17 protein-coding genes and 1 tRNA gene are annotated in these 17,881 nt (G+C 65.9%); 8 read left to right on the forward strand and 10 right to left on the reverse strand.

Translation table 11 applies throughout. The features are described from left to right. Positions 1 to 326: 326 nt before the first annotated feature. A tRNA-Val gene (locus tag AC3WJT_RS00005) sits at positions 327 to 401 on the reverse strand. Between the two features lie 72 nt (positions 402 to 473). Next, positions 474 to 833: a cell cycle two-component system response regulator CpdR gene (gene cpdR, locus AC3WJT_RS00010; protein ID WP_492341007.1), complete on the reverse strand. Its 360-nt coding sequence runs from the start codon at positions 831 to 833 to the stop codon at positions 474 to 476. 149 nt (positions 834 to 982) lie between these two features. Between cpdR and AC3WJT_RS00015 the strand changes: the two genes are divergently transcribed. From AC3WJT_RS00015 to AC3WJT_RS00025, 3 genes are all read left to right on the forward strand, one after another. Further along, the gene (locus AC3WJT_RS00015) at positions 983 to 1,897 is read left to right on the forward strand and encodes an N-formylglutamate amidohydrolase (protein WP_492341008.1); all 915 of its coding nucleotides are present in this window, start codon (positions 983 to 985) and stop codon (positions 1,895 to 1,897) included. 402 nt (positions 1,898 to 2,299) lie between these two features. Beyond that, on the forward strand, positions 2,300 to 4,135 hold the full coding sequence (gene typA / locus AC3WJT_RS00020; RefSeq protein ID WP_492341009.1) for a translational GTPase TypA: 1,836 nt from the start codon (positions 2,300 to 2,302) through the stop codon (positions 4,133 to 4,135). Between the two features lie 401 nt (positions 4,136 to 4,536). After that, complete coding sequence (locus AC3WJT_RS00025) at positions 4,537 to 6,273, forward strand: retron Ec67 family RNA-directed DNA polymerase/endonuclease (RefSeq protein ID WP_492341010.1); 1,737 nt, start codon at positions 4,537 to 4,539, stop codon at positions 6,271 to 6,273. A gap of 240 nt (positions 6,274 to 6,513) precedes the next feature. On the opposite strand, the gene AC3WJT_RS00030 is transcribed toward AC3WJT_RS00025, so the two are convergent. Then, a complete protein-coding gene (locus AC3WJT_RS00030) occupies positions 6,514 to 7,371 on the reverse strand; it encodes a hypothetical protein (protein WP_492341011.1) in 858 nt (285 codons plus the stop codon). Positions 7,372 to 8,225: 854 nt separating this feature from the next. Between AC3WJT_RS00030 and AC3WJT_RS00035 the strand changes: the two genes are divergently transcribed. After that, positions 8,226 to 10,517, forward strand: coding sequence for a DEAD/DEAH box helicase (locus tag AC3WJT_RS00035; RefSeq protein WP_492341012.1), 2,292 nt, complete (start codon positions 8,226 to 8,228; stop codon positions 10,515 to 10,517). Between the two features lies 1 nt (position 10,518). Here AC3WJT_RS00035 and AC3WJT_RS00040 read toward each other — a convergent pair whose 3' ends face one another. Both AC3WJT_RS00040 and AC3WJT_RS00045 read right to left on the reverse strand, forming a co-directional pair. Next, positions 10,519 to 10,899, reverse strand: coding sequence for a nuclear transport factor 2 family protein (locus AC3WJT_RS00040; protein WP_492342344.1), 381 nt, complete (start codon positions 10,897 to 10,899; stop codon positions 10,519 to 10,521). Further along, entirely contained in the window at positions 10,896 to 11,276 is a 381-nt protein-coding gene (locus AC3WJT_RS00045) for a DUF6481 family protein (protein ID WP_492341013.1), read from the reverse strand. Before AC3WJT_RS00045 ends, AC3WJT_RS00040 begins: the two co-directional genes overlap by 4 nt. Before the next feature lie 122 nt (positions 11,277 to 11,398). Here AC3WJT_RS00045 and AC3WJT_RS00050 point away from each other — a divergent pair, with 122 nt between their 5' ends. Continuing rightward, positions 11,399 to 11,791 (forward strand): nuclear transport factor 2-like protein, encoded by a 393-nt coding sequence (locus AC3WJT_RS00050; RefSeq protein ID WP_492341014.1) that lies wholly within the window; start codon positions 11,399 to 11,401, stop codon positions 11,789 to 11,791. Here AC3WJT_RS00050 and AC3WJT_RS00055 read toward each other — a convergent pair. Next, positions 11,788 to 12,243: a GNAT family N-acetyltransferase gene (locus tag AC3WJT_RS00055; RefSeq protein WP_492341015.1), complete on the reverse strand. Its 456-nt coding sequence runs from the start codon at positions 12,241 to 12,243 to the stop codon at positions 11,788 to 11,790. The two genes, AC3WJT_RS00050 and AC3WJT_RS00055, sit on opposite strands and share 4 nt — an antisense overlap. A gap of 123 nt (positions 12,244 to 12,366) precedes the next feature. Between AC3WJT_RS00055 and AC3WJT_RS00060 the strand changes: the two genes are divergently transcribed. From AC3WJT_RS00060 to AC3WJT_RS00070, 3 genes are read left to right on the forward strand one after another with little or no spacing between them, the layout of a single operon-like run. Next, a complete protein-coding gene (locus tag AC3WJT_RS00060) occupies positions 12,367 to 13,530 on the forward strand; it encodes an aminotransferase (protein WP_492341016.1) in 1,164 nt (387 codons plus the stop codon). A gap of 40 nt (positions 13,531 to 13,570) precedes the next feature. Continuing rightward, positions 13,571 to 13,807 (forward strand): FitA-like ribbon-helix-helix domain-containing protein, encoded by a 237-nt coding sequence (locus tag AC3WJT_RS00065; RefSeq protein ID WP_492341017.1) that lies wholly within the window; start codon positions 13,571 to 13,573, stop codon positions 13,805 to 13,807. After that, complete coding sequence (locus tag AC3WJT_RS00070; RefSeq protein ID WP_492341018.1) at positions 13,804 to 14,238, forward strand: type II toxin-antitoxin system VapC family toxin; 435 nt, start codon at positions 13,804 to 13,806, stop codon at positions 14,236 to 14,238. Before AC3WJT_RS00065 ends, AC3WJT_RS00070 begins: the two co-directional genes overlap by 4 nt. On the opposite strand, the gene AC3WJT_RS00075 is transcribed toward AC3WJT_RS00070, so the two are convergent. The 4 genes from AC3WJT_RS00075 to AC3WJT_RS00090 form a co-directional block, all read right to left on the reverse strand. Next, a complete protein-coding gene (locus AC3WJT_RS00075; RefSeq protein ID WP_492341019.1) occupies positions 14,239 to 14,817 on the reverse strand; it encodes a metalloregulator ArsR/SmtB family transcription factor in 579 nt (192 codons plus the stop codon). A gap of 108 nt (positions 14,818 to 14,925) precedes the next feature. Continuing rightward, entirely contained in the window at positions 14,926 to 15,702 is a 777-nt protein-coding gene (locus AC3WJT_RS00080) for an SDR family oxidoreductase (RefSeq protein WP_492341020.1), read from the reverse strand. 64 nt (positions 15,703 to 15,766) lie between these two features. Next, on the reverse strand, positions 15,767 to 16,912 hold the full coding sequence (locus AC3WJT_RS00085) for an alpha-L-fucosidase (RefSeq protein ID WP_492341021.1): 1,146 nt from the start codon (positions 16,910 to 16,912) through the stop codon (positions 15,767 to 15,769). Positions 16,913 to 16,977: 65 nt separating this feature from the next. After that, a complete protein-coding gene (locus tag AC3WJT_RS00090) occupies positions 16,978 to 17,733 on the reverse strand; it encodes an extensin-like domain-containing protein (RefSeq protein ID WP_492341022.1) in 756 nt (251 codons plus the stop codon). Positions 17,734 to 17,881: the final 148 nt, after the last annotated feature.

Here is a 17,881-nt window from a genome sequence, read left to right on the forward strand (position 1 = left end):
CCCGACCTTCTCGACTAACGCCCCCGGCACCCTGAGCCGAAGATAGAACACCCTTCCCCGGACGATCAGGCCACAGGGTTGCCGCCGGGATCGTGGTCCTGATGGTCGGGAAGAAGGTGGCCGGGACCGCCTCGACGGTTGGAGGAGCCGTTGAGACGGTTCGGGACCGTTGTGACGCACGGCTGTGCTACAGCCGGGATCGTCGGGAAGCCCTATGGGATAACGGTTTGGGGACGCTCTGGAGGCGGGCGTGTGACACACCGTTGTGTCACAAGATCGGCCTCTGACCCGGCGTTTTCCTTGTCCCGTAAGGGGTTGCGGAAAAATGGTGGACACGACTGGGATTGAACCAGTGACCCCCTCGATGTCAACGAGGTGCTCTCCCGCTGAGCTACGCGTCCTTACCGGGGAGGCCGGGGATATAGCGATGCTTTTCGCGGCGCGCAACCGTCAGCGCGCGTTCGTGAAAAGCCTTAGGCCGCCGCCATCATCCGTTCGACCTCGGTGACGATGTCGCGCAGGTGGACGGGCTTGCTGAGCACCTTGGCGCCGGCCGGGGCGCGCTCGCCGGCGGTCAGGGCCACGGCGGCGAAACCGGTGATGAACATGATGCGCAGGCCGGGGTGCCGGGCGGCGGCGTGACGGGCGACCTCGATGCCGTCCATGCCGGGCATGACGATGTCGGTCAGCAGCAGGTCCCAGTCCTGGTCGAGAACGGCCGCGGCCTCCTCGCCATCGGCGCAGGCCGTCACGTCGTAACCGGCGCGCTCGAGCGCCCGCGTCAGGAAGTTGCGCAGGGAATCGTCGTCTTCGGCCAGGAGAATGCGCGGCATGGTCGGAAAACGGCCCCTCTGGACGGCGGAAACAGTAAGCGACAGTAACCTGTGAGGCGTAAAGGGGCGATGAACCTCGCGCGAGGCGGGAAGTGATCCTCCGTCCGCCCGGGTGAAAGCCTTTGACCCGGCGCGGGCGTCCCCCGATCATGCAGACGATGGATGCGCGGGCGGTCTTTTCAGCGGCGGACGACGAGACCGGGAACAGGCCCGCCTTTCAGGTCGTGGCCGCCGATCCGCCGCCGACGCCGCTGGTGTTCGCCTCGCCCCACTCCGGCCGACACTATCCGGCTGTCATGCTGGAGGCCGCCGCGGTCGACGCCGAGGCGTTGCGCCGGTCTGAAGACGCCTTCGTCGATGAGTTGATCGCCCCGGCCGCGACCGCCGGCGCCGCGGTGATCACCGCCCGCTTCGGCCGGGCCTGGATGGATCTGAACCGCGAGCCCTGGGAACTGGACCCGGCGATGTTCAGCGACGCCCTGCCCGACTTCGCCCAAGGGCGCACGGCGCGGGTCGCCGCCGGGCTCGGCGCGATCGCCCGCCTGGCCGCCGAGGGTCGCGAGATCTACGCCCGCAAGCTGACCTTCGCCGAGGCGAAGGCGCGGGTGGAGTCCACCCACCTGCCCTATCACGACGCGCTCGACCGCCTGCTCGCGCGGGCCCGGGGCGCGCACGGCATGGCGGTGCTGATCGACTGGCATTCGATGCCCGAGGCGGCCGCCCGCACAGCCGTCACGCCGCGCCACGGCAAGGGTTGCGACATCGTGCTGGGCGACCGGTTCGGGGCCGCCTGCACCCGCAAGCTGACCGACCTGGTAGAGCGGGAGCTCGAGGCCATGGGCTATCGCGTCGCCCGCAACGCCCCCTACGCCGGCGGCTACACCACCGAACACTACGGCCGGCCAGCCAGCCGCACCCACGCCCTGCAGATCGAGATCAGTCGCGCGCTGTATCTGGACGAGAAGACCCTGGAGCCGACTGCGGGCCTGGCGAAGCTGACGGCCGATGTGGGACGGCTGACAGCCGTGCTGGCGGACAGCTGGCCGAAGCTGCGCCCGGCCTGAGCCTTCCAGGGCGCAGGCCAAAAAAAAGCGGCGACCGAAGTCGCCGCAGTTCATTAGGGAGGAAACGCCCAGGAAGGGCAGAGGGGCCGGAGCCGCCTCACACCTCCAAATTAGTGTGCGGCGCACAAAAGACAAGGACAAAACGTGCGCCGAACCCGAGTTTCTTTGCGGCAGGCTTTCAGAAATCCTTGTTCCCTTGGGGCATTCTTGTCATTCAGGCGTCATTGTGCGATGCACAATATCCAAGCGCCCGGCGCCTCAATTCATTGTTTGGTGAATAGAAACAGCCGTTTGACGGCGCCCCGTTCCGCGTCACTCCCCCGGGGTGGCTAAACCCGGCAGGCTCGCGTACAAGCGCGCGCCTCTCGCTCCCGCCCGTCCGTTCCGCAAAAAAGTCGTCTCATGTCCCTGCGAAATATCGCCATCATCGCCCACGTCGACCATGGCAAGACCACCCTGGTCGACCAGCTGCTCGCCCAGTCCGGCGTCTTCCGAGCCAACGAGGCGCAGACCGAGCGCGCCATGGACTCCAACGACCAGGAGCGCGAACGCGGGATCACCATCCTGGCCAAGTGCACCAGCGTGCTCTGGCACGGCGAGGCGGGCGACACCCGCATCAACATCATCGACACCCCGGGCCACGCCGACTTCGGCGGCGAGGTGGAGCGGATCCTCGGCATGGTGGACGGCTGCGTCCTGCTGGTGGACGCCGAAGAGGGCGTCATGCCCCAGACCAAGTTCGTGCTCGGCAAGGCGCTGAAGATGGGCCTCAAACCGATCGTCTGCCTCAACAAGGTCGACCGGCCGCACGCCGATCCCGACCGCGTCCTGAACGACGCCTTCGACCTGTTCGCCATCATGGGCGCCACGGACGAGCAGCTCGACTTCCCGCACATCTACGCCAGCGGCAAGCAGGGCTGGGCGACGATGGACATGGACAAGCCCAACGACAACCTGGGCCCGCTGTTCGACCTGATCGTCAAGCACGTCCCGAGCCCCAAGGCCGAGGTCCGCAAGGAAGAGCCGTTCCAGATGCTCGCGGTGCTGATCGAAAGCGACCCCTTCCTGGGCCGCCTGCTGACCGGCCGCATCGAGGCCGGCAAGGCCGTCCCCGGCATGTCGATCAAGGCCCTGTCGCGCGACGGCAAGGAAATCGAGCGCGGCCGCATCACCAAGGTGCTGGCCTTCCGCGGCCTGAAGCGCCAGCCGATCGACGAGCCGGCCGAAGCGGGCGACATCATCGCCATCGCCGGCCTGAGCAAGGCCACCGTGGCCGACACCCTCTGCGCGATGGAGCTGACCGAGGCCCTGCCCGCCCAGCCGATCGATCCGCCGACCATCTCCATGACCGTCTCGGTCAACGACAGCCCCCTCGCCGGCCGTGAAGGCGACAAGGTGCAGAGCCGCGTGATCCGCGACCGCCTGCTGAAGGAAGCCGAGAGCAACGTCGCCATCAAGGTCAGCGAGACCGCCGAGCGCGACGCCTATGAAGTCGCCGGCCGCGGCGAACTGCAGCTGGGCGTGCTGATCGAAAGCATGCGCCGCGAAGGCTTCGAGGTCTCCATCAGCCGTCCGCGCGTGGTCTTCCAGACCGACCCGGAGACCGGCGAGCGCCTCGAGCCGATGGAAGACATCCAGATCGACGTCGATGACGAGTTCAGCGGCATCGTCATCGAGAAGCTCAGCGCCCGGAAGGCCGAGCTGAAGGACATGGGCCCCTCTGGCGGCGGCAAGACCCGCATCCAGCTGCTGGCCCCCTCGCGCTCGCTGATCGGCTACCAGGGCGAGTTCCTGACCGACACCCGCGGCTCGGGCGTGCTGAACCGCGTGTTCAGCCACTACGAGCCCTACAAGGGTCCGATCGACCAGCAGCGCAAGGGCGTGCTGATCTCCAACTCCGACGGCGAAACGGCGGCCTACGCCCTGTGGAACCTCGAGGATCGCGGCACGATGTTCGTCGGCGGCGGCGAGAAGACCTATGAAGGCATGATCATCGGCGAGAACGCCCGCACGGACGACCTCGACGTCAACCCGATGAAGGCCAAGCAGCTGACCAACGTCCGCGCCAGCGGCAAGGACGAAGCCATTCGACTGACGCCTCCCCGTCGTCCGACCCTGGAACAGGCCATCGCCTACATCCAGGAAGACGAGCTGGTCGAAGTCACCCCGAAGAACATCCGTCTGCGGAAGAAGGTCCTGAACCCGAGCTTCCGGAAGCGGCGCGTGAAGGACGAGTAGCGCTCAGCGGGGCAGGCGCCTGCGGTGTCTGTCCCTGATGGTGCAGTGGCCAAGGGGCCGGCGATTGACGGCGGGACGCTGAAAGGCGGCCCGCCTTTTTTGCGTTAGGGGCGGGCGTTTGGCTCCTAGCCGACTTCGAGAAAGTCCGTCTTGCGGCGGCGCGCCGAGGCGAGCCTCACAAGGCCGACGCCACTGACGCGAAACCTCCAATGGACACACGCATGGGGCGTCTGTTAGCAATGCGATCGGCCTACAGGCAGACTTGTTGTCGCGCTATCGCGGCATATGAAACAACGTCAGGGCACCAGCCTCATGACGCTATGGGCACCATGCGAATGGACGCTGATTATGCATAGGAGTGCCTGTAGGCCGCACTCTCGAGGACGCCATTGTCTACACTTATGAATCTGCAGTTGGCTGTAACATTCCATGACGCCGCCGCCATACTCAAGACCCCGCCAAGCACGCTTGCTTACACGCTCTACAAGCTGCCGACGGCCGCGAAATATCACCAGTTTGATATTCCAAAGAAAGACGGCGGAGTTCGTACGATCCTAGCTCCCATGGGAAAAATTAGAGAGTACCAACGTCAACTCTCAGACATTCTATACGAATGCCAAGCTGAAATTCTTGAGCGCACTCCACGTCGCACACTGTCGCACGGCTTTCGAAAATCGTATTCAATCATCACGAACGCCTCGCGACACAAAAATAGGCGCTATGTTCTAAATCTCGACCTCGCGGACTTTTTTCCGACGTTCAACTTCGGGCGGGTTCGCGGATTTTTCCTGAAGGATAGAGACTTCCAACTCCAAGAGGCGGTGGCGACTGTCTTCGCGCAAATTGCTTGTGCTGATGGCAAGCTTCCTCAAGGAAGTCCCTGCTCGCCCATCATTGCGGATATGGTGGCCCATATTCTCGACGCGCGCCTAGCTGGCTTCGCCAAGCGTCACCAAGTCACCTACTCTCGCTATGCCGATGACCTGACATTCTCGACAAACAAACGTGATTTTCCCGAGGCCTTAGCGACCGGCGGCGCCGCGCCTTCGGAACCTTGGGAACTGGCGCAGCCGCTAATTCGTGAGATCGAGCGCGCAGGGTTCGAGATCAATCCGACAAAGACCCGGATGCAACTTCGCGCTAGCCGGCAAGTGGTAACGGGCCTGACGGTGAACGAGAAGGTCAATATCTCCCAGGACTACTGGCGTGGCGCGCGCTCAATGTGCCAAGCCGCCTTCATGAAGGGGGCCTACTACCGCCCCATGACGACCGAGGCCGCCAAACTGAAGGGGCCAGAGATCACCACGACGCTAGCCCCTCTGCGCGGCATCATGAGCCACATCTACCACGTCAAAAAGGAGAGCAAACAACGCCCCAACTTGAGCCGCAAAGACTTAGTGTTCGGACACAAGTTGCACGAGGATTTTTGGTTCTATGACTATTTCGTCGCTCCTGACCGTCCGATCATCGTCACGGAAGGCCCAACGGACTCGATCTACCTCCGGAACGCCATTCAACGGCTGGCCGCCTTCCACCCTGCACTGGGCAGCAAAAAACCAGAGGGGTTCGGATATGCCGTTAGCTTCTTCAGTTATGAGAATACCGCTCACAAAATTCTCAAGATGACAGGTGGCATCGGTCACCTGACCGCCTTTGTGTCATCATATCGGGGGCGACTAAGTCGGTATGGTCACCAGCCGAAAGCCTTCCCCGTGATCTTGGTGATCGACAACGATTCCGGACTGACAGGTGATTTTGCAAAGGCAGTGCTTGGCAAGTACGGCGTAACCATCTCCACCACAACAAAGGACCCGTTCTACCACCTCACCGACAACCTCTACGTCGTAAAGACGTCGGAACTCGGAACAAACGGATTATCATGCATCGAGGATCTATTCGACGCGAAGACGAAGGCCTTGAAACTCGACGGGAAGACCTTTCATACCGAGAAAAAAGGCTTCGACGGCACCAAACATATCGGGAAAGCCCCATTTGCAAAAAAGGTTATCACCCCAAATGCAGGCAGCATTGATTGGGCAGGATTCGCCCAACTCCTGTCCCGAATAGAGGCCGTATTAACGGCATATACTCCGCCGACCACACCGCATGTGCCAGCGCCTCCCAAGAAGAAGAAATAGGTGGCGGAAGGGCAAATACAAACAGCACCAACTCGCGTCATGCGCAATTAGCGCCTGGACGCTCGCCTTCGCAGGCTAGAGCCGCGTTGTGCTGTGGGACTGCCCCCGCCACCCCTTTCATCTCTTGCCGAGACGATCGCCGGGCGAGCCGGGAGGGAAGAGGCCCGTCAGCACCGACGAGGTGCCGCCAATGGCAATATTCGGAATGTCTGACGAACCTTCTCGTCAGATACACCGCAGTCATCCGGCCCGAGGGAGGCCTTCGACGATGCTAGTAATCCCCACTAGCGGCTCAACGCCAGCAATGATCGGCGTTTGGCCATAGAGAGCCGCATACTTGTTACTGAACCAGTTGTGGTAGCCAGCTACCCACTCGTATTTGCTGCGAATGCGAGGACTTTCGGCGAACTGTTCTAGTTTAGACTCGATGGCGACCTTATGCCTTGTGAGCTCCGCCGCGCCGACTACGCCGTACTCGGGCTCAAGGATGAGGCCCTCAAGATAATCTACGAACCACTCTCCATCAGAGCCGCATTTGAGGTCGGAGTTAAGAGGAGCGTATTCGTTGTTACCGTAGTACCCAAGATGCTCGATCGCGAGCCGTCGGCAGCTGGGAGCCACTATAATTCGAGGATCCACGGCTCGTTGGCTTTCACACTCATGGGCTTCTATTAATGGGATGCCGAAGACCGCTAGGTCGTCCATGTAGACGTCGCCAATAGCGATAGCTCCACGAACGAAGTAACCACTGATCGCCATTTCCAATTGGTAGGCGCCGATCCTCCGCAACATCTCGCCGAGCTCGATCTCGCCGTCTTCGCGCAGATAGATCGGAAATCCTATACAGATGTTGTCGGTGAAGGCGGACACTGCCGCATCGTTCACGCCACGCATAGGTCTCACCCATTCTTGTCGATCGGGTGCATTGAGGATTCGCGATCCCCGCGTTAGGGCCGCGTGATAATCCCGAAACTGAGCGACCAGAGCGGCATCCGGCACTGCACGCGAGAATTCAGAATAACCGAGAGCATCAAGAAAGCAGAATACGGACGGGTGCAGGGTCGGTTCACCGCCATCGACAAGATAAGGGTTCGCCATAGCTTTTGTTTGCTCCCTGTTGCCAGAAGGTCTGCCCGTTCGCCTGTCGCATAGTTCGTTGCAAGAGCAGCGACGTGCAGACCATCGCCCCTCGGCCGCCAAGTGAAAAGCCACCCCCTTCATCTCTTGCCGAGACGATCGCCGGGCGATCCGGGTTGCTCAAGGACCGCGCTTCGCGCGGCCGCGCGGCGGCGGGCCGGAGGCCCGTCCTTGACCAACCCGGCTCGTCCGGCAGGCTGGCCTGCATGAGATCGAAGGGCCTCTCCCTTCCCCCTCGATGGGGGAAGGGCCGGGGATGGGGGTGCTCCGGCGGCGCCGATTTGCCTCCGGACCTCGTGGCGGCCGCCATCCTGGACCGCGCCTCTTCCGGCACAGAGCGTCACCCCCATCCCAACCCTTTTCCCATCGAGGGGGAAGGGCTCTCAGCGTTAGACTCCCGATACCCATACTCCGGGGACAAACCGGGACATTCCGGCCCCTCGCGAGACATCTGCGGCCGCCGCCGCGCGATTTGATCCCCGGTGTCCCGGGCGGGGTTAACTACACGGATGAGACCGCTCGCCGCGCCCCGCAAGCCCTGCTCCGCAAGGGATCGCCTCCGGCCCCCGCCCCGCCGGGCGGCGGCTGCGGCCGAGCTGCGGGCGGCGATAACCCCCGCATCGGGCGCCACGGCGAAAAACGTGGTGGCCTCCGCGATACAGGTGGGACGCCCGCATTCCCCCGCCGGGGTGGCTTTTCCACAGGTTTGGCTGTATGAGCCGCGCCTCACATCTTCCGAAACGCTGATACACGCCCTCGCCAACGCGAGCCGACCGGGCGCCCACTGCGTTTTCGCCCCGTCAGGAACGACCCGAATGCCCTTCCCCTCCGTGAACGCGGCGATTGACCGCGCCCTTGTCGACCAGGGCTACCTGGAACCGACCCCCGTCCAGCTGGCCGTGCTGGAGGCCGACGCCGAAGGGCGCGACCTGCTGGTGTCGGCCCAGACCGGCTCGGGCAAGACCGTCGCCTTCGGCATGGCCATGGCGCCGACGCTGCTGGGCGAGGCCGACCGCTTCGGCGAGTACGGCGCGCCGGTGGCCCTGATCATCGCCCCGACCCGCGAACTGGCCCTGCAGGTCAGCCGCGAGCTGACCTGGCTCTACGCCCGCACCGGCGCGGTGGTGGTGTCCTGCGTCGGCGGCATGGACGCGCGCAGCGAGCAGCGCACGCTGAACCGCGGCTGCCACATCGTGGTCGGCACGCCCGGCCGCCTGCGCGACCACCTTGAGCGCGGCCACCTCGACCTGTCGGCCCTGAAAGTCGCCGTGCTCGACGAGGCCGACGAGATGCTCGACCTGGGCTTCCGCGAGGACCTGGAGTTCATCCTCGAGGCCACGCCGGCCGAGCGCCGGACCCTGTTGTTCTCGGCGACCATCGCCAAGGACATCGCGACCTTGGCCAAGACCTTCCAGCGCGACGCGGTGCGCATCGACACCACCACCCGCAACGCGCCGCACGGCGACATCGAGTATCGCGCCATCCGCATCGCGCCGAACGAGATCGAGCATGCGGTGGTCAACGTTCTGCGCCACTTCGACGCCGGCGGGGCGCTGGTGTTCTGCGCCACGCGCGACGCGGTGCGTCACCTGCACTCCAGCCTGCGCGAGCGCGGCTTCGAGGTCGTCGGCCTGTCGGGCGAGATGGGTCAGCGGGAGCGTAACGACGCCCTGCAGTCCCTGCGCGACCGCCGCGCCCGCGTCTGCGTCGCCACCGACGTGGCCGCGCGCGGCCTCGACCTGCCGGACCTCGGCCTGGTGATCCACGCCGACCTGCCGGTGAACAAGGCCGCCCTGCTGCACCGCTCGGGCCGTACGGGCCGGGCCGGCAAGAAGGGCGTCTCCGTCCTGCTGGTGCCCTACACCCGTCGCCGCAAGGCGGAGATGCTGATCGGCAACGCCGGCGTCGAGGCCGTCTGGAGCGGTCCGCCCAGCGCCGAGGAGATCCGCGCCGGCGACACCGTCCGGATGCTGAACGACCCGACCCTGACCGAGGCGCCGTCGGAGGAGGACCTGACCCTCGCCCGCACCCTGATGGAAGGGAAGTCGGCCGAGGAGATCGCCACCGCCCTGGTGCGGATGTACCGCGCCCGTCTGCCGGAGCCGGAAGATCTGTACGACGCCGGCGACCGCAACGCCGGCCGTCCCGAGCGCGCCCCCCGCGAGTTCGACGACGGCGGCGAGCGTGGCGCCCGCGACCACGGCGAGTTCGCCGACGCGTCCTGGTTCCGCCTGTCGATCGGCCGCAGCAAGAACGCCGACCCCAAGTGGATCCTGCCGCTGATCTGCCGTCTCGGTCACGTGACCAAGAAGGACATCGGCCAGATCCGCATCTTCGACAACGAAACCAAGTTCCAGATCTCCGAGGAGATGAGCCCGCGCTTCGCCGAGGCGATCAAGGCGACGGCGGCCGAGGACATCAAGGTCACGCCCTCGACCATGCCGACCTCGAAGGATTTCGGTCCGAAGAAACGCGACTCCGCCCCGCGCGGCGATCGTCCGGAGCGGGCCGAGCGTCCCGCGCGTCCGGAGTGGAAGGACCGTCCCGAAAAGCCGGCGTTCGCCGAGCGTGCGCCGCGGCCGGACAAGCCCGCCTATGCCGAACGCGCGCCGCGCCCTGACAAGCCGGCCTACGCCGATCGTGCGCCCCGCGCCGACGCCCCCGTCCGTGAGTCCTCGCCCTATGTGAAGCCGCGTGTCGCCCGCGAGGACCGCCCGGCGCCGTCCGCCAGGCCCAAGCGCGAGTATGACCGTCCGCGCGACGCCGCCCCCGCGCCCTACCGGCCCGAGGCGACCTCCGACCGCCCCGCCTACAAGAAGCCGCGCGCCAGCGACAGCAAGGGTCCGCGCGAGTCGGTCCCCTACACTCCGGCCGGCGCGGTGACCGACAAGCCGCGGTTCAAGAAGAAGCGCCCCTTCGAGGGCGGCCCGCGCACCGACGGCTTCAAGTCGGCCGACGGCGCCCCGGCGTCCCGCGGCGCCTTCAAGCCCGGCGGCGACTTCAAGGGCGGCAAGGCCAAGCCCTTCAAGGCCGGCATAGAAAAGTCGTTCAAGGGCCCCAAGAAGCCGTTCAAGCCCAAGAACAAGGGCAACGACTGGAAGCCCTAGGTCAGGGCTGGAGCGTCACATACAGCTCCGACTCGATGACCCACTGGCCGGTGACCTTGCGCCAGACGGCGAGGTAGGTCCCGGTCAGGGCCGGCGCCCCGCGCCAGGTGGCGACCCAGCGCCCGGCCTCGGCGGCCCGGGCCTCGTCCTGGTCCAGCTCGACCGAGGCTGTGGTCCGCTCATAGGTCACGAAGTCCGGATCGGCGAACTGCGCCGCGAACGCCTCCAGCACCGCGGGCGCTCCCGACAGCACAGAGCCGTCTCCGGCGATCAGGGTGATCGACGGATGCAGGAACGGCCTGAGCCGCGCCGCGTCGTGGCCGGCGATCAGCCTGTTGGTCAGTTTGCGCCGCGCCCGGATGGCGTCGGCGGCGGCGGTCAGCGGCCCATCCGCTTGGCTTCGCGCTTGGCGCGGGCCTCGGCCTTGGCTTCGGCCTTGCGGGCCTTGCGCTCGTCACGCTTGAGCGCCAGCTGCGCGTCGGCGTCGTTGAGCAGGGCCAGCCGGCGCTCCTCGGCGGCGGCGGCTTCGGCCAGGCGCCTGGCCTCGGCCTTCGCTTCAGCCGCCTTGCGCGCCTCTTCCTTGGCCAGTTCGCGCGCGGCGCGGGCCGCCTCGCGCTCGGCGGCCAGCCGCTCTTCGCGGTGAACGAAGTTGGGATCAACGACGGCGGGCTTGGGCTTGAACTTGGCCAGCATGGCCTTCTTGGCGTCCGCCGCGGCCTGTTGGCGCTCGGCGAAGGTCGGTTGCTTCAGCAGGCTCATAACGTCTTTCAGCGATTTTTCACCGGCGCTTAAAAGCGAAGAATCGGCGGCGAGGCAAGCCCGGTTTCGCGCCTTCGCGACGCTGTGTGGTAGAACGACCGCACCCGAAACGGAGGTTCCCCATGACGCCCGCCCCGATCAAGCAATGGCACGCCTACATGGACACGCTGGACGCGGCGACGCTGAAGGACCTGCTGACCGAAGACGTGGTCTTTGAATCACCCGTGGTCCACACGCCGCAGGCCGGCCGGTCGATCACCATGAAGTACCTGCTGGGCGCGGCGGCGGTGCTCAACAACGACAGCTTCCACTACGAGAACGAGTGGTACTCGGACAACGGCGCGGTGCTCGAGTTCGTCACCGTGATCGACGGCATCAAGGTCAACGGCGTCGACATCATCCACTGGAACGACGCCGGCAAGATCGACCACTTCAAGGTCATGGTCCGCCCGCTGAAGGCGATCAACATGGTCCACGGGAAGATGGGCGAGATGCTTCAAAGCATGGCCGGCTAGAGCGTCAGGGCCATCCAGACGTCGCATCGCGCATAGGGCGTGTCCTGCCTGGGCAGGTCGACGAAGCCCATCGCGCGGTAGAGGCCCAGCGCCGGCGCCAGCGCGCTGTTGGTCTCGAGGTAGAGCCGGGGCGCGCCGACGGCGGCGGCCCGTTCGATACAGGCCTGCATCAGATCGCGGCCGAGACCCGTGCCGCGCGCGGCCTCGCTGACGGTCATCTTGATGACCTCGAAGCCGCCGTCCGCCATGGCCTTGAGCCCGACGCAGCCGATCGCCGCTCCGTCGTCGTCCTCGGCGATGAAGATGTGACCGCCGGGCGCGATGACCTTGCCCACGGGATCGCCCAGCACCTCGGCGTCCGCCGGCTCGATGGTGAAGTGCCGCGAGATCCAGGCCTCGTTGAGCGACTTCCAGGCCAGGGCGTGGCGGGTATCAAAATCGACGATGCGCATTCGCTCAGCATAGGGAATCCGCTCATCCCGGCGAAGGCCGGGACCCAGGCTTTTTTCTGACAGAGCGGCGTTGCGAGGTAAAACACCTGGGTCCCGGCCTTCGCCGGGATGAGCGGAGAGAAAATGGTTCATCCCGTCTACGCCGATCTGCCGACGACCATCTTCGAGGTGATGAGCGGGCTCGCCCGGGAGACCGGCGCGATCAATCTCGGCCAGGGCTTCCCCGACGAGCCGGGGCCTGAAGCCGTGCGGCGACGTGCGGCCGAAGAGGTGGCGAACGGCTACAACCAGTACCCGCCGATGCGCGGCCTGCCCGAACTGCGCAGGGCGGCGGCCGACCACTATGCGCGGTTCCAGGGCCTGGACCTGGACTGGCAGACAGAGGTCACCGTGACCTCCGGCGCGACCGAGGCCCTCGCGGCGGCTTTCCTCAGCCTGGTCTCGCCGGGCGACGAGGTGGTGCTGTTCCAGCCGCTGTACGACGCCTACACGCCCATGATCCGTCGCGCCGGCGGCGTCCCGGTGCTGGCCCGGCTGGAGCCGCCGCACTGGCGCATCACGCGCGAGATGCTCGACGCGGTCTTCACGCCGAAGACGCGAATGGTCGTGCTGAACAATCCGGTGAATCCGGCGGCGGTGATCTTCCCGGACGACGAACTGGCCCTGCTGGCGCAGTACTGCGTGGCCCACGACGCGATCGCGGTCAGCGACGAGGTCTGGGAGCAGATCACCTTCGACGGACGGGCGTTCCGCTCCCTGATGAGCTTCCCCGGGATGCGCGAGCGGACCGTGAAGATCGGCTCGGCGGGCAAGATGTTCGCCCTGACCGGCTGGAAGGTCGGCTTCCTCTGCGCGGCGCCGGCCCTGACCAGGGGGCTGGCCGGGGCGCACCAGTTCCTGACCTTCACCACCCCGCCGCCGTTGCAGGCCGCCGTGGCCTGGGGGCTGGACAACTGCGCTGACTGGTTTGCCGCGATGCCCGGCGTGCTGCAGGCGTCACGGGACCGGCTGACGGCGGGTCTGGCCCGGGAGGGCTTCAAGGTGCTCCCGGCGGCAGGGACCTATTTCCTCAACGTCGACTTGGCAGCGTCCGGGGTGGCGGAGGCCGATCACGCCTTCTGCCTGCGGGCGGTGAAGGACCACGGGGTCGCCGCGATCCCCGTATCGGCCTTCTACGAACAGGCCGCCCCGACCCACATCATCCGCCTGTGCTTCGCCAAGCGCGACGAGACGCTGGACGGGGGGGTGGAGCGGCTGGCGGCGGCGCGAATTGCGCTTCTGGATTGAATTTGCTATCACATGTGCAATTCAAGCGTGAGACGTGGCCATGGCCAACCTTCATGTCCGGAATCTGGACGACGACCTGGTCGACCGGTTGAGGGTTCGCGCTGCCGAGAATGGTCGCTCGGTTGAGGCGGAGCATCGGGAAATATTGAGGCAGGCGCTGACCGACGCCCGGGGACTGAGCTTCGAGGAAGCGTCAGCCCGCCTTCGGGCTGCCACGGCAGGCCGCAGGCACACACCGTCCGAGGTGCTCGTCCGTGAGGGCCGCGAAGATCGATGAGCCGGCTGGTCGTCGACTCCAGTGTGGCGATCAAGTGGTTCGTGGACGAGGACGAGTCCGAGGATGCTCTCAGACTCCGCGACCGACACCAGCTCGTAGCACCGGATCTACTGGTCGCTGAGTGCGTGAACGCTTTCTGGAAAAAGGCGCGCCGTGGTGAGCTGACCGCGGAGGAAGCCGTTCTTGCTTGTCAAAGCCTCGCCCGCACCGGCGTCGTTCTGCAGGACATGTCGGAACTTGCGGCGACGGCAGGGACATTGGCTATCGCCTTCGATCACCCTGCATATGACTGCTTCTTCCTGGCTCTCAGCGCCACGGAAGGCTTGCCATATGTTACGTCGGACCTCCGCTTCGTCCGAAAGCTGCGAGCGTCAAACTTCCTCGAGGCAGACGTCATGACCCTCGCCGAGGCGGCCGCCCTGCCCGCATAGTCATGCCGCCTCCCATTGATCCTCCGGGAGGCGCCAGTAGATGTTGTCTTCCCGGGCCAGCATCTTCCAGCCGATCATCTCGCGGCGCATGGTCGCCGCGTCGGGATGGCGGCGCTGGAGGATGGCGTTGACCTCCTTCTCGGGATAGCGGCGGCCCTCCTCGAAGCCGGACATCTGCCATTTCAGCAGCACCCAGCGCTTGCGGCGGCTGGCCGGCAGGGTCTTCAGCGTCCCGTCGGGCAGGAGGAAGTTGGCGATCACCTTCTCCTCCCAGGTCTGTTCCGGCTTCGCCAGCGCGGTCAGGTCCTTCTGGTCGAACAGGGCGCGGTTGAAGTCGTGCAGGCCCTCGGGCCGCAGGCGGTGCCAGTGCGTCACCCCCTCGACCCGAACATGCAGCAGATCGAGCGCCTTCAGGGCGGCCAGATGGTGGGAAACGGTCGGCTCCTTCAGGTCCAGCAGTTCGGCCAGTTCCTGAACGCTGCGCTCACGCTCGGCGACGAGGCCGATGATCCGCAGCCTGCTCTCGTTGGCCATCGCCTTGAAGAAGGCGAGCAGGGTGGCGATGTCGGCTTCGGGCACGGGGGGGGGCGGACTCCATCGATGTTCATCTAATTAGACAAATATCGATGAAGTTACAAGCCAACCCGTCTCCGGATGCTGATACGCCCTGAAGGCGGAACAACTTCCCTAGATCGTCGCGCCGCCGTCGACCACGATGGCCTGGCCGGTCATGAAGGTCCCGGCCGCCGAGGCCAGGAACACCGCTGCGCCGGCGATCTCGTCGGGCTCGCCGATGCGGCGCAGCGGCACGGTCGAGGTCGAGCGCTTGAGGGTCTCGGGGTTGTCCCACAGGGCCTTGGCGAAGTCGGTCTTGATCAGGCCGGGCGCGATGCAGTTCACGCGGATGCCATGCGGGCCGTACTCATAGGCCAGGTTACGGGCCAGCTGGAAGTCAGCCGCCTTGGATATGTTGTAGGCGCCGATGATCGGCGAACCGCGCAGACCGCCGATGGAGGAGACGATGATCACCGAGCCCTCCTTCCGCTCGATCATCTCCGGCACGACCATGTTGATGAGCCAGTGGTTGGAGACGATGTTGTTGTCGAGGATCTTGCGGAACTGGTCGTCGGCGATGCCGGCCATCGGGCCGTAGTAGGGGTTGGACGCAGCGTTGCAGACGACGATGTCGACCTTGCCGAAGGCCTTGCGGGTCTCGTCGACCAGCCGCTGCAGGTCTTCCTTGGAGGAGATGTTGGCCGGAACGGCGATGGCCGTGCCCTCGCCGTAGGTCGCGTTGATCTCGGCGGCAACCTCGTCGCAGGGACCGGCCTTGCGGGACGAGATGGTCACCTTGGCGCCGTGCTGGGCCATGCGCTCGGCGATCGCCTTGCCGATGCCGCGCGAGCTGCCGGTGATGACCGCGACCTTGCCGGTCAGATCGAAAAGCGTGCCCTCAGCGGCCATGACGTCTCTCCCTTAAACGCTTGTTTGAAGTTGGCCTGCAACGTGGCGGCAAGGCGACCCAGCGTCAAGCGCGGAGGGCGTCCCCCAGCGCCAGCAGGGGATCTCGCTGGACGTCGGGAATGCTCGCATCCGCCCGCGGACCGACGTTGATCAGCAGATTGCCGCCACCGCCCGTGACCTCACGGTAGAGCTCGAGCAGTTGCGGGCCGGTCATGTAGTCGTCGGTCGCCTCGGCGGCGTTGTAGCCGAACGCCAGGCCCAGCCCCCGGGTGGACTCCCACTTGCCCTTGCCGACCATATGGTCGCCGGTGGTGTATTCGACGGTCCGGAAGTCGCAGTGCGGCGGCGTCGAGGTGCTGCCGCCATGCACGCCGACCTCGGCGATCCGCGCCTTCACCATCGCGTTGAAGGACGCGCAGTTGGCCGGATCCCGCAGGCTCTCGAACAGCGGCGCCGAGGCCATCCAGCGATCGTTGATCACCCCGTCGGGCACGGTTGCATAGTAGTGGGCGAACAGTCCGGGCAGGTCCTCGACGTTCGGCCAGGCGATGTCGTTCCACAGCACCGAAGGGCGATACCGGTCGATCAGCTCCCGGGCCTGCGCCAGAGCGTAGGCGCTGTAGGTCGCGTCGGTCGGAACACAGGCGAACATCTCGCCCATGTTGCGGATCAGGCTGGGCCGGAACGTCCAGTCCAGGCCGCCGGAGTAGTACAGGCCGTAGCGCATGCCGCGGGCCCGGACCGCCTCGCCCAGTTCGCCGACGAAATCGCGCTTCGAATGCCAGCCGGGCCGGTTGGGATTGTCGATCCCGGTCGGCCAGAGACAGAAGCCGTCGTGGTGCTTGGTCACGAACACCACGTATTCAGCCCCGGCGGCCTTGAACAGGTCGGCCCAGGCGTCCGCGTCGAACGCCTCGGCGGCGGCTTCGAACGGCTCGCGGAAGGCCGCGTAGGGGGCGTCGCCCCAGCGTTCACGATGATAGGCGTGAGTCGGGCTCTCGGGGTCGCGCAGGGCGTTGTCGTACCACTCCGCGTAAGGCCCCATGACGAAGGCCCGGTCGTAGTCGCTGACGAACAGGTCGCTGATCGAGCGGCCGGCGGGGGCGAAGGCAGGGATCGCCGCCATGCCCCAGTGGATGAAGATCCCGAGCTGCGGCCGGGCGTACCAGTCAGGCACCGGTCGTCCCGCGAAGGCGCTGAAGTCGGCCATCTCTCTCCCCACGACAATTGAATCGGGGGGAGCGTCTCGCGGCATCCCCTAGGGAAGGCAACGCCTCAGCCGCACTTCGGCCAGCCGCCCATGTCCAGATGGAAGTGGTCGCGATGCTCGACATTGTAGTCGGGGCTGAGCGTCGTCAGGAAGATCCGGCAGCCGCCGTCGCGGACCCGGCGCAGGAAACGGCCCTTCGGGCCGGTGTCAGCCCAGTCGCGCGCGACCGAGATCACCGTGCCGTCGGCCAGCCGGAATCCGGCGACATCGATGGCGTTGGCAGAGGCGTGCTCGCTGATGGGGCCTTCGGCCTTTCCGTACTGCCGACGGCAGGCGTAGCTGCCGTAGTGGTCGATGGCGACCACCGCCTGGCCAAGCTCATCAAAGGCCGCCGGCTGGACCACCTGCCGCTCCCACAGGCCGAAGGCGAGCGCCTCCTTGCAGGTCATCGGCGCGTCGGCGGGCGACAGCGGGGCGAGGCCGGACTTCAGGCGGACGGCGTCACGCACGCCGCACGCGCCGCCGGTCTGCGGAACCTCGGCGAACTCGATGCCGCCCTGTCCGAGGATCGCGCGACAGGCCGCCGGATCATCGCCCGCGCGGGCGGCCTTGATCTTCGTCGAAGCGCCGACCGGATCGATCATCTTCAGCGTCTTCCACGGCAGGTGTTCGCGCGGAATGGCCCGGTCCGCCACCAGCGACATCAACCCGACCAGACCCCAGAGCAGCACAAAGCCGACCACCCGCGCCGCCAGGGTCTGGCGTCGGGCGTGCCTCTCGATCTGAGGCTTGCGGGGGTGCGGTACGCGGTAGGCGGCCATGGGCTCTATGGTGAAAGAGGTTCGCCGGTGCCTGGGTCAGGAAAATGGCGAGGCGCCCCATAGCACGGATCGGCGCCTGTCGAACGGGCCAGGTTGAGTACAAAGACGTAGGCAAACCTGCCTGATGTCTTGAAGGCAAGTGTTGCTC

It is taken from the genome of Caulobacter sp. FW305-C-30-S16 (genome assembly GCF_058783025.1).

What these genes read in the sequence shown, in the direction of transcription:
- cpdR (WP_492341007.1), bottom strand. Translation starts at nt 833, where the DNA reads ATGCCGCGCATTCTCCTGGCCGAAGACGACGATTCCCTGCGCAACTTC.
- AC3WJT_RS00015 (WP_492341008.1), top strand. Translation starts at nt 983, where the DNA reads ATGCAGACGATGGATGCGCGGGCGGTCTTTTCAGCGGCGGACGACGAG.
- typA (WP_492341009.1), top strand. Translation starts at nt 2,300, where the DNA reads ATGTCCCTGCGAAATATCGCCATCATCGCCCACGTCGACCATGGCAAG.
- AC3WJT_RS00025 (WP_492341010.1), top strand. Translation starts at nt 4,537, where the DNA reads ATGAATCTGCAGTTGGCTGTAACATTCCATGACGCCGCCGCCATACTC.
- AC3WJT_RS00030 (WP_492341011.1), bottom strand. Translation starts at nt 7,371, where the DNA reads ATGGCGAACCCTTATCTTGTCGATGGCGGTGAACCGACCCTGCACCCG.
- AC3WJT_RS00035 (WP_492341012.1), top strand. Translation starts at nt 8,226, where the DNA reads ATGCCCTTCCCCTCCGTGAACGCGGCGATTGACCGCGCCCTTGTCGAC.
- AC3WJT_RS00045 (WP_492341013.1), bottom strand. Translation starts at nt 11,276, where the DNA reads ATGAGCCTGCTGAAGCAACCGACCTTCGCCGAGCGCCAACAGGCCGCG.
- AC3WJT_RS00050 (WP_492341014.1), top strand. Translation starts at nt 11,399, where the DNA reads ATGACGCCCGCCCCGATCAAGCAATGGCACGCCTACATGGACACGCTG.
- AC3WJT_RS00055 (WP_492341015.1), bottom strand. Translation starts at nt 12,243, where the DNA reads ATGCGCATCGTCGATTTTGATACCCGCCACGCCCTGGCCTGGAAGTCG.
- AC3WJT_RS00060 (WP_492341016.1), top strand. Translation starts at nt 12,367, where the DNA reads ATGGTTCATCCCGTCTACGCCGATCTGCCGACGACCATCTTCGAGGTG.
- AC3WJT_RS00065 (WP_492341017.1), top strand. Translation starts at nt 13,571, where the DNA reads ATGGCCAACCTTCATGTCCGGAATCTGGACGACGACCTGGTCGACCGG.
- AC3WJT_RS00070 (WP_492341018.1), top strand. Translation starts at nt 13,804, where the DNA reads ATGAGCCGGCTGGTCGTCGACTCCAGTGTGGCGATCAAGTGGTTCGTG.
- AC3WJT_RS00080 (WP_492341020.1), bottom strand. Translation starts at nt 15,702, where the DNA reads ATGGCCGCTGAGGGCACGCTTTTCGATCTGACCGGCAAGGTCGCGGTC.
- AC3WJT_RS00085 (WP_492341021.1), bottom strand. Translation starts at nt 16,912, where the DNA reads ATGGCCGACTTCAGCGCCTTCGCGGGACGACCGGTGCCTGACTGGTAC.
- AC3WJT_RS00090 (WP_492341022.1), bottom strand. Translation starts at nt 17,733, where the DNA reads ATGGCCGCCTACCGCGTACCGCACCCCCGCAAGCCTCAGATCGAGAGG.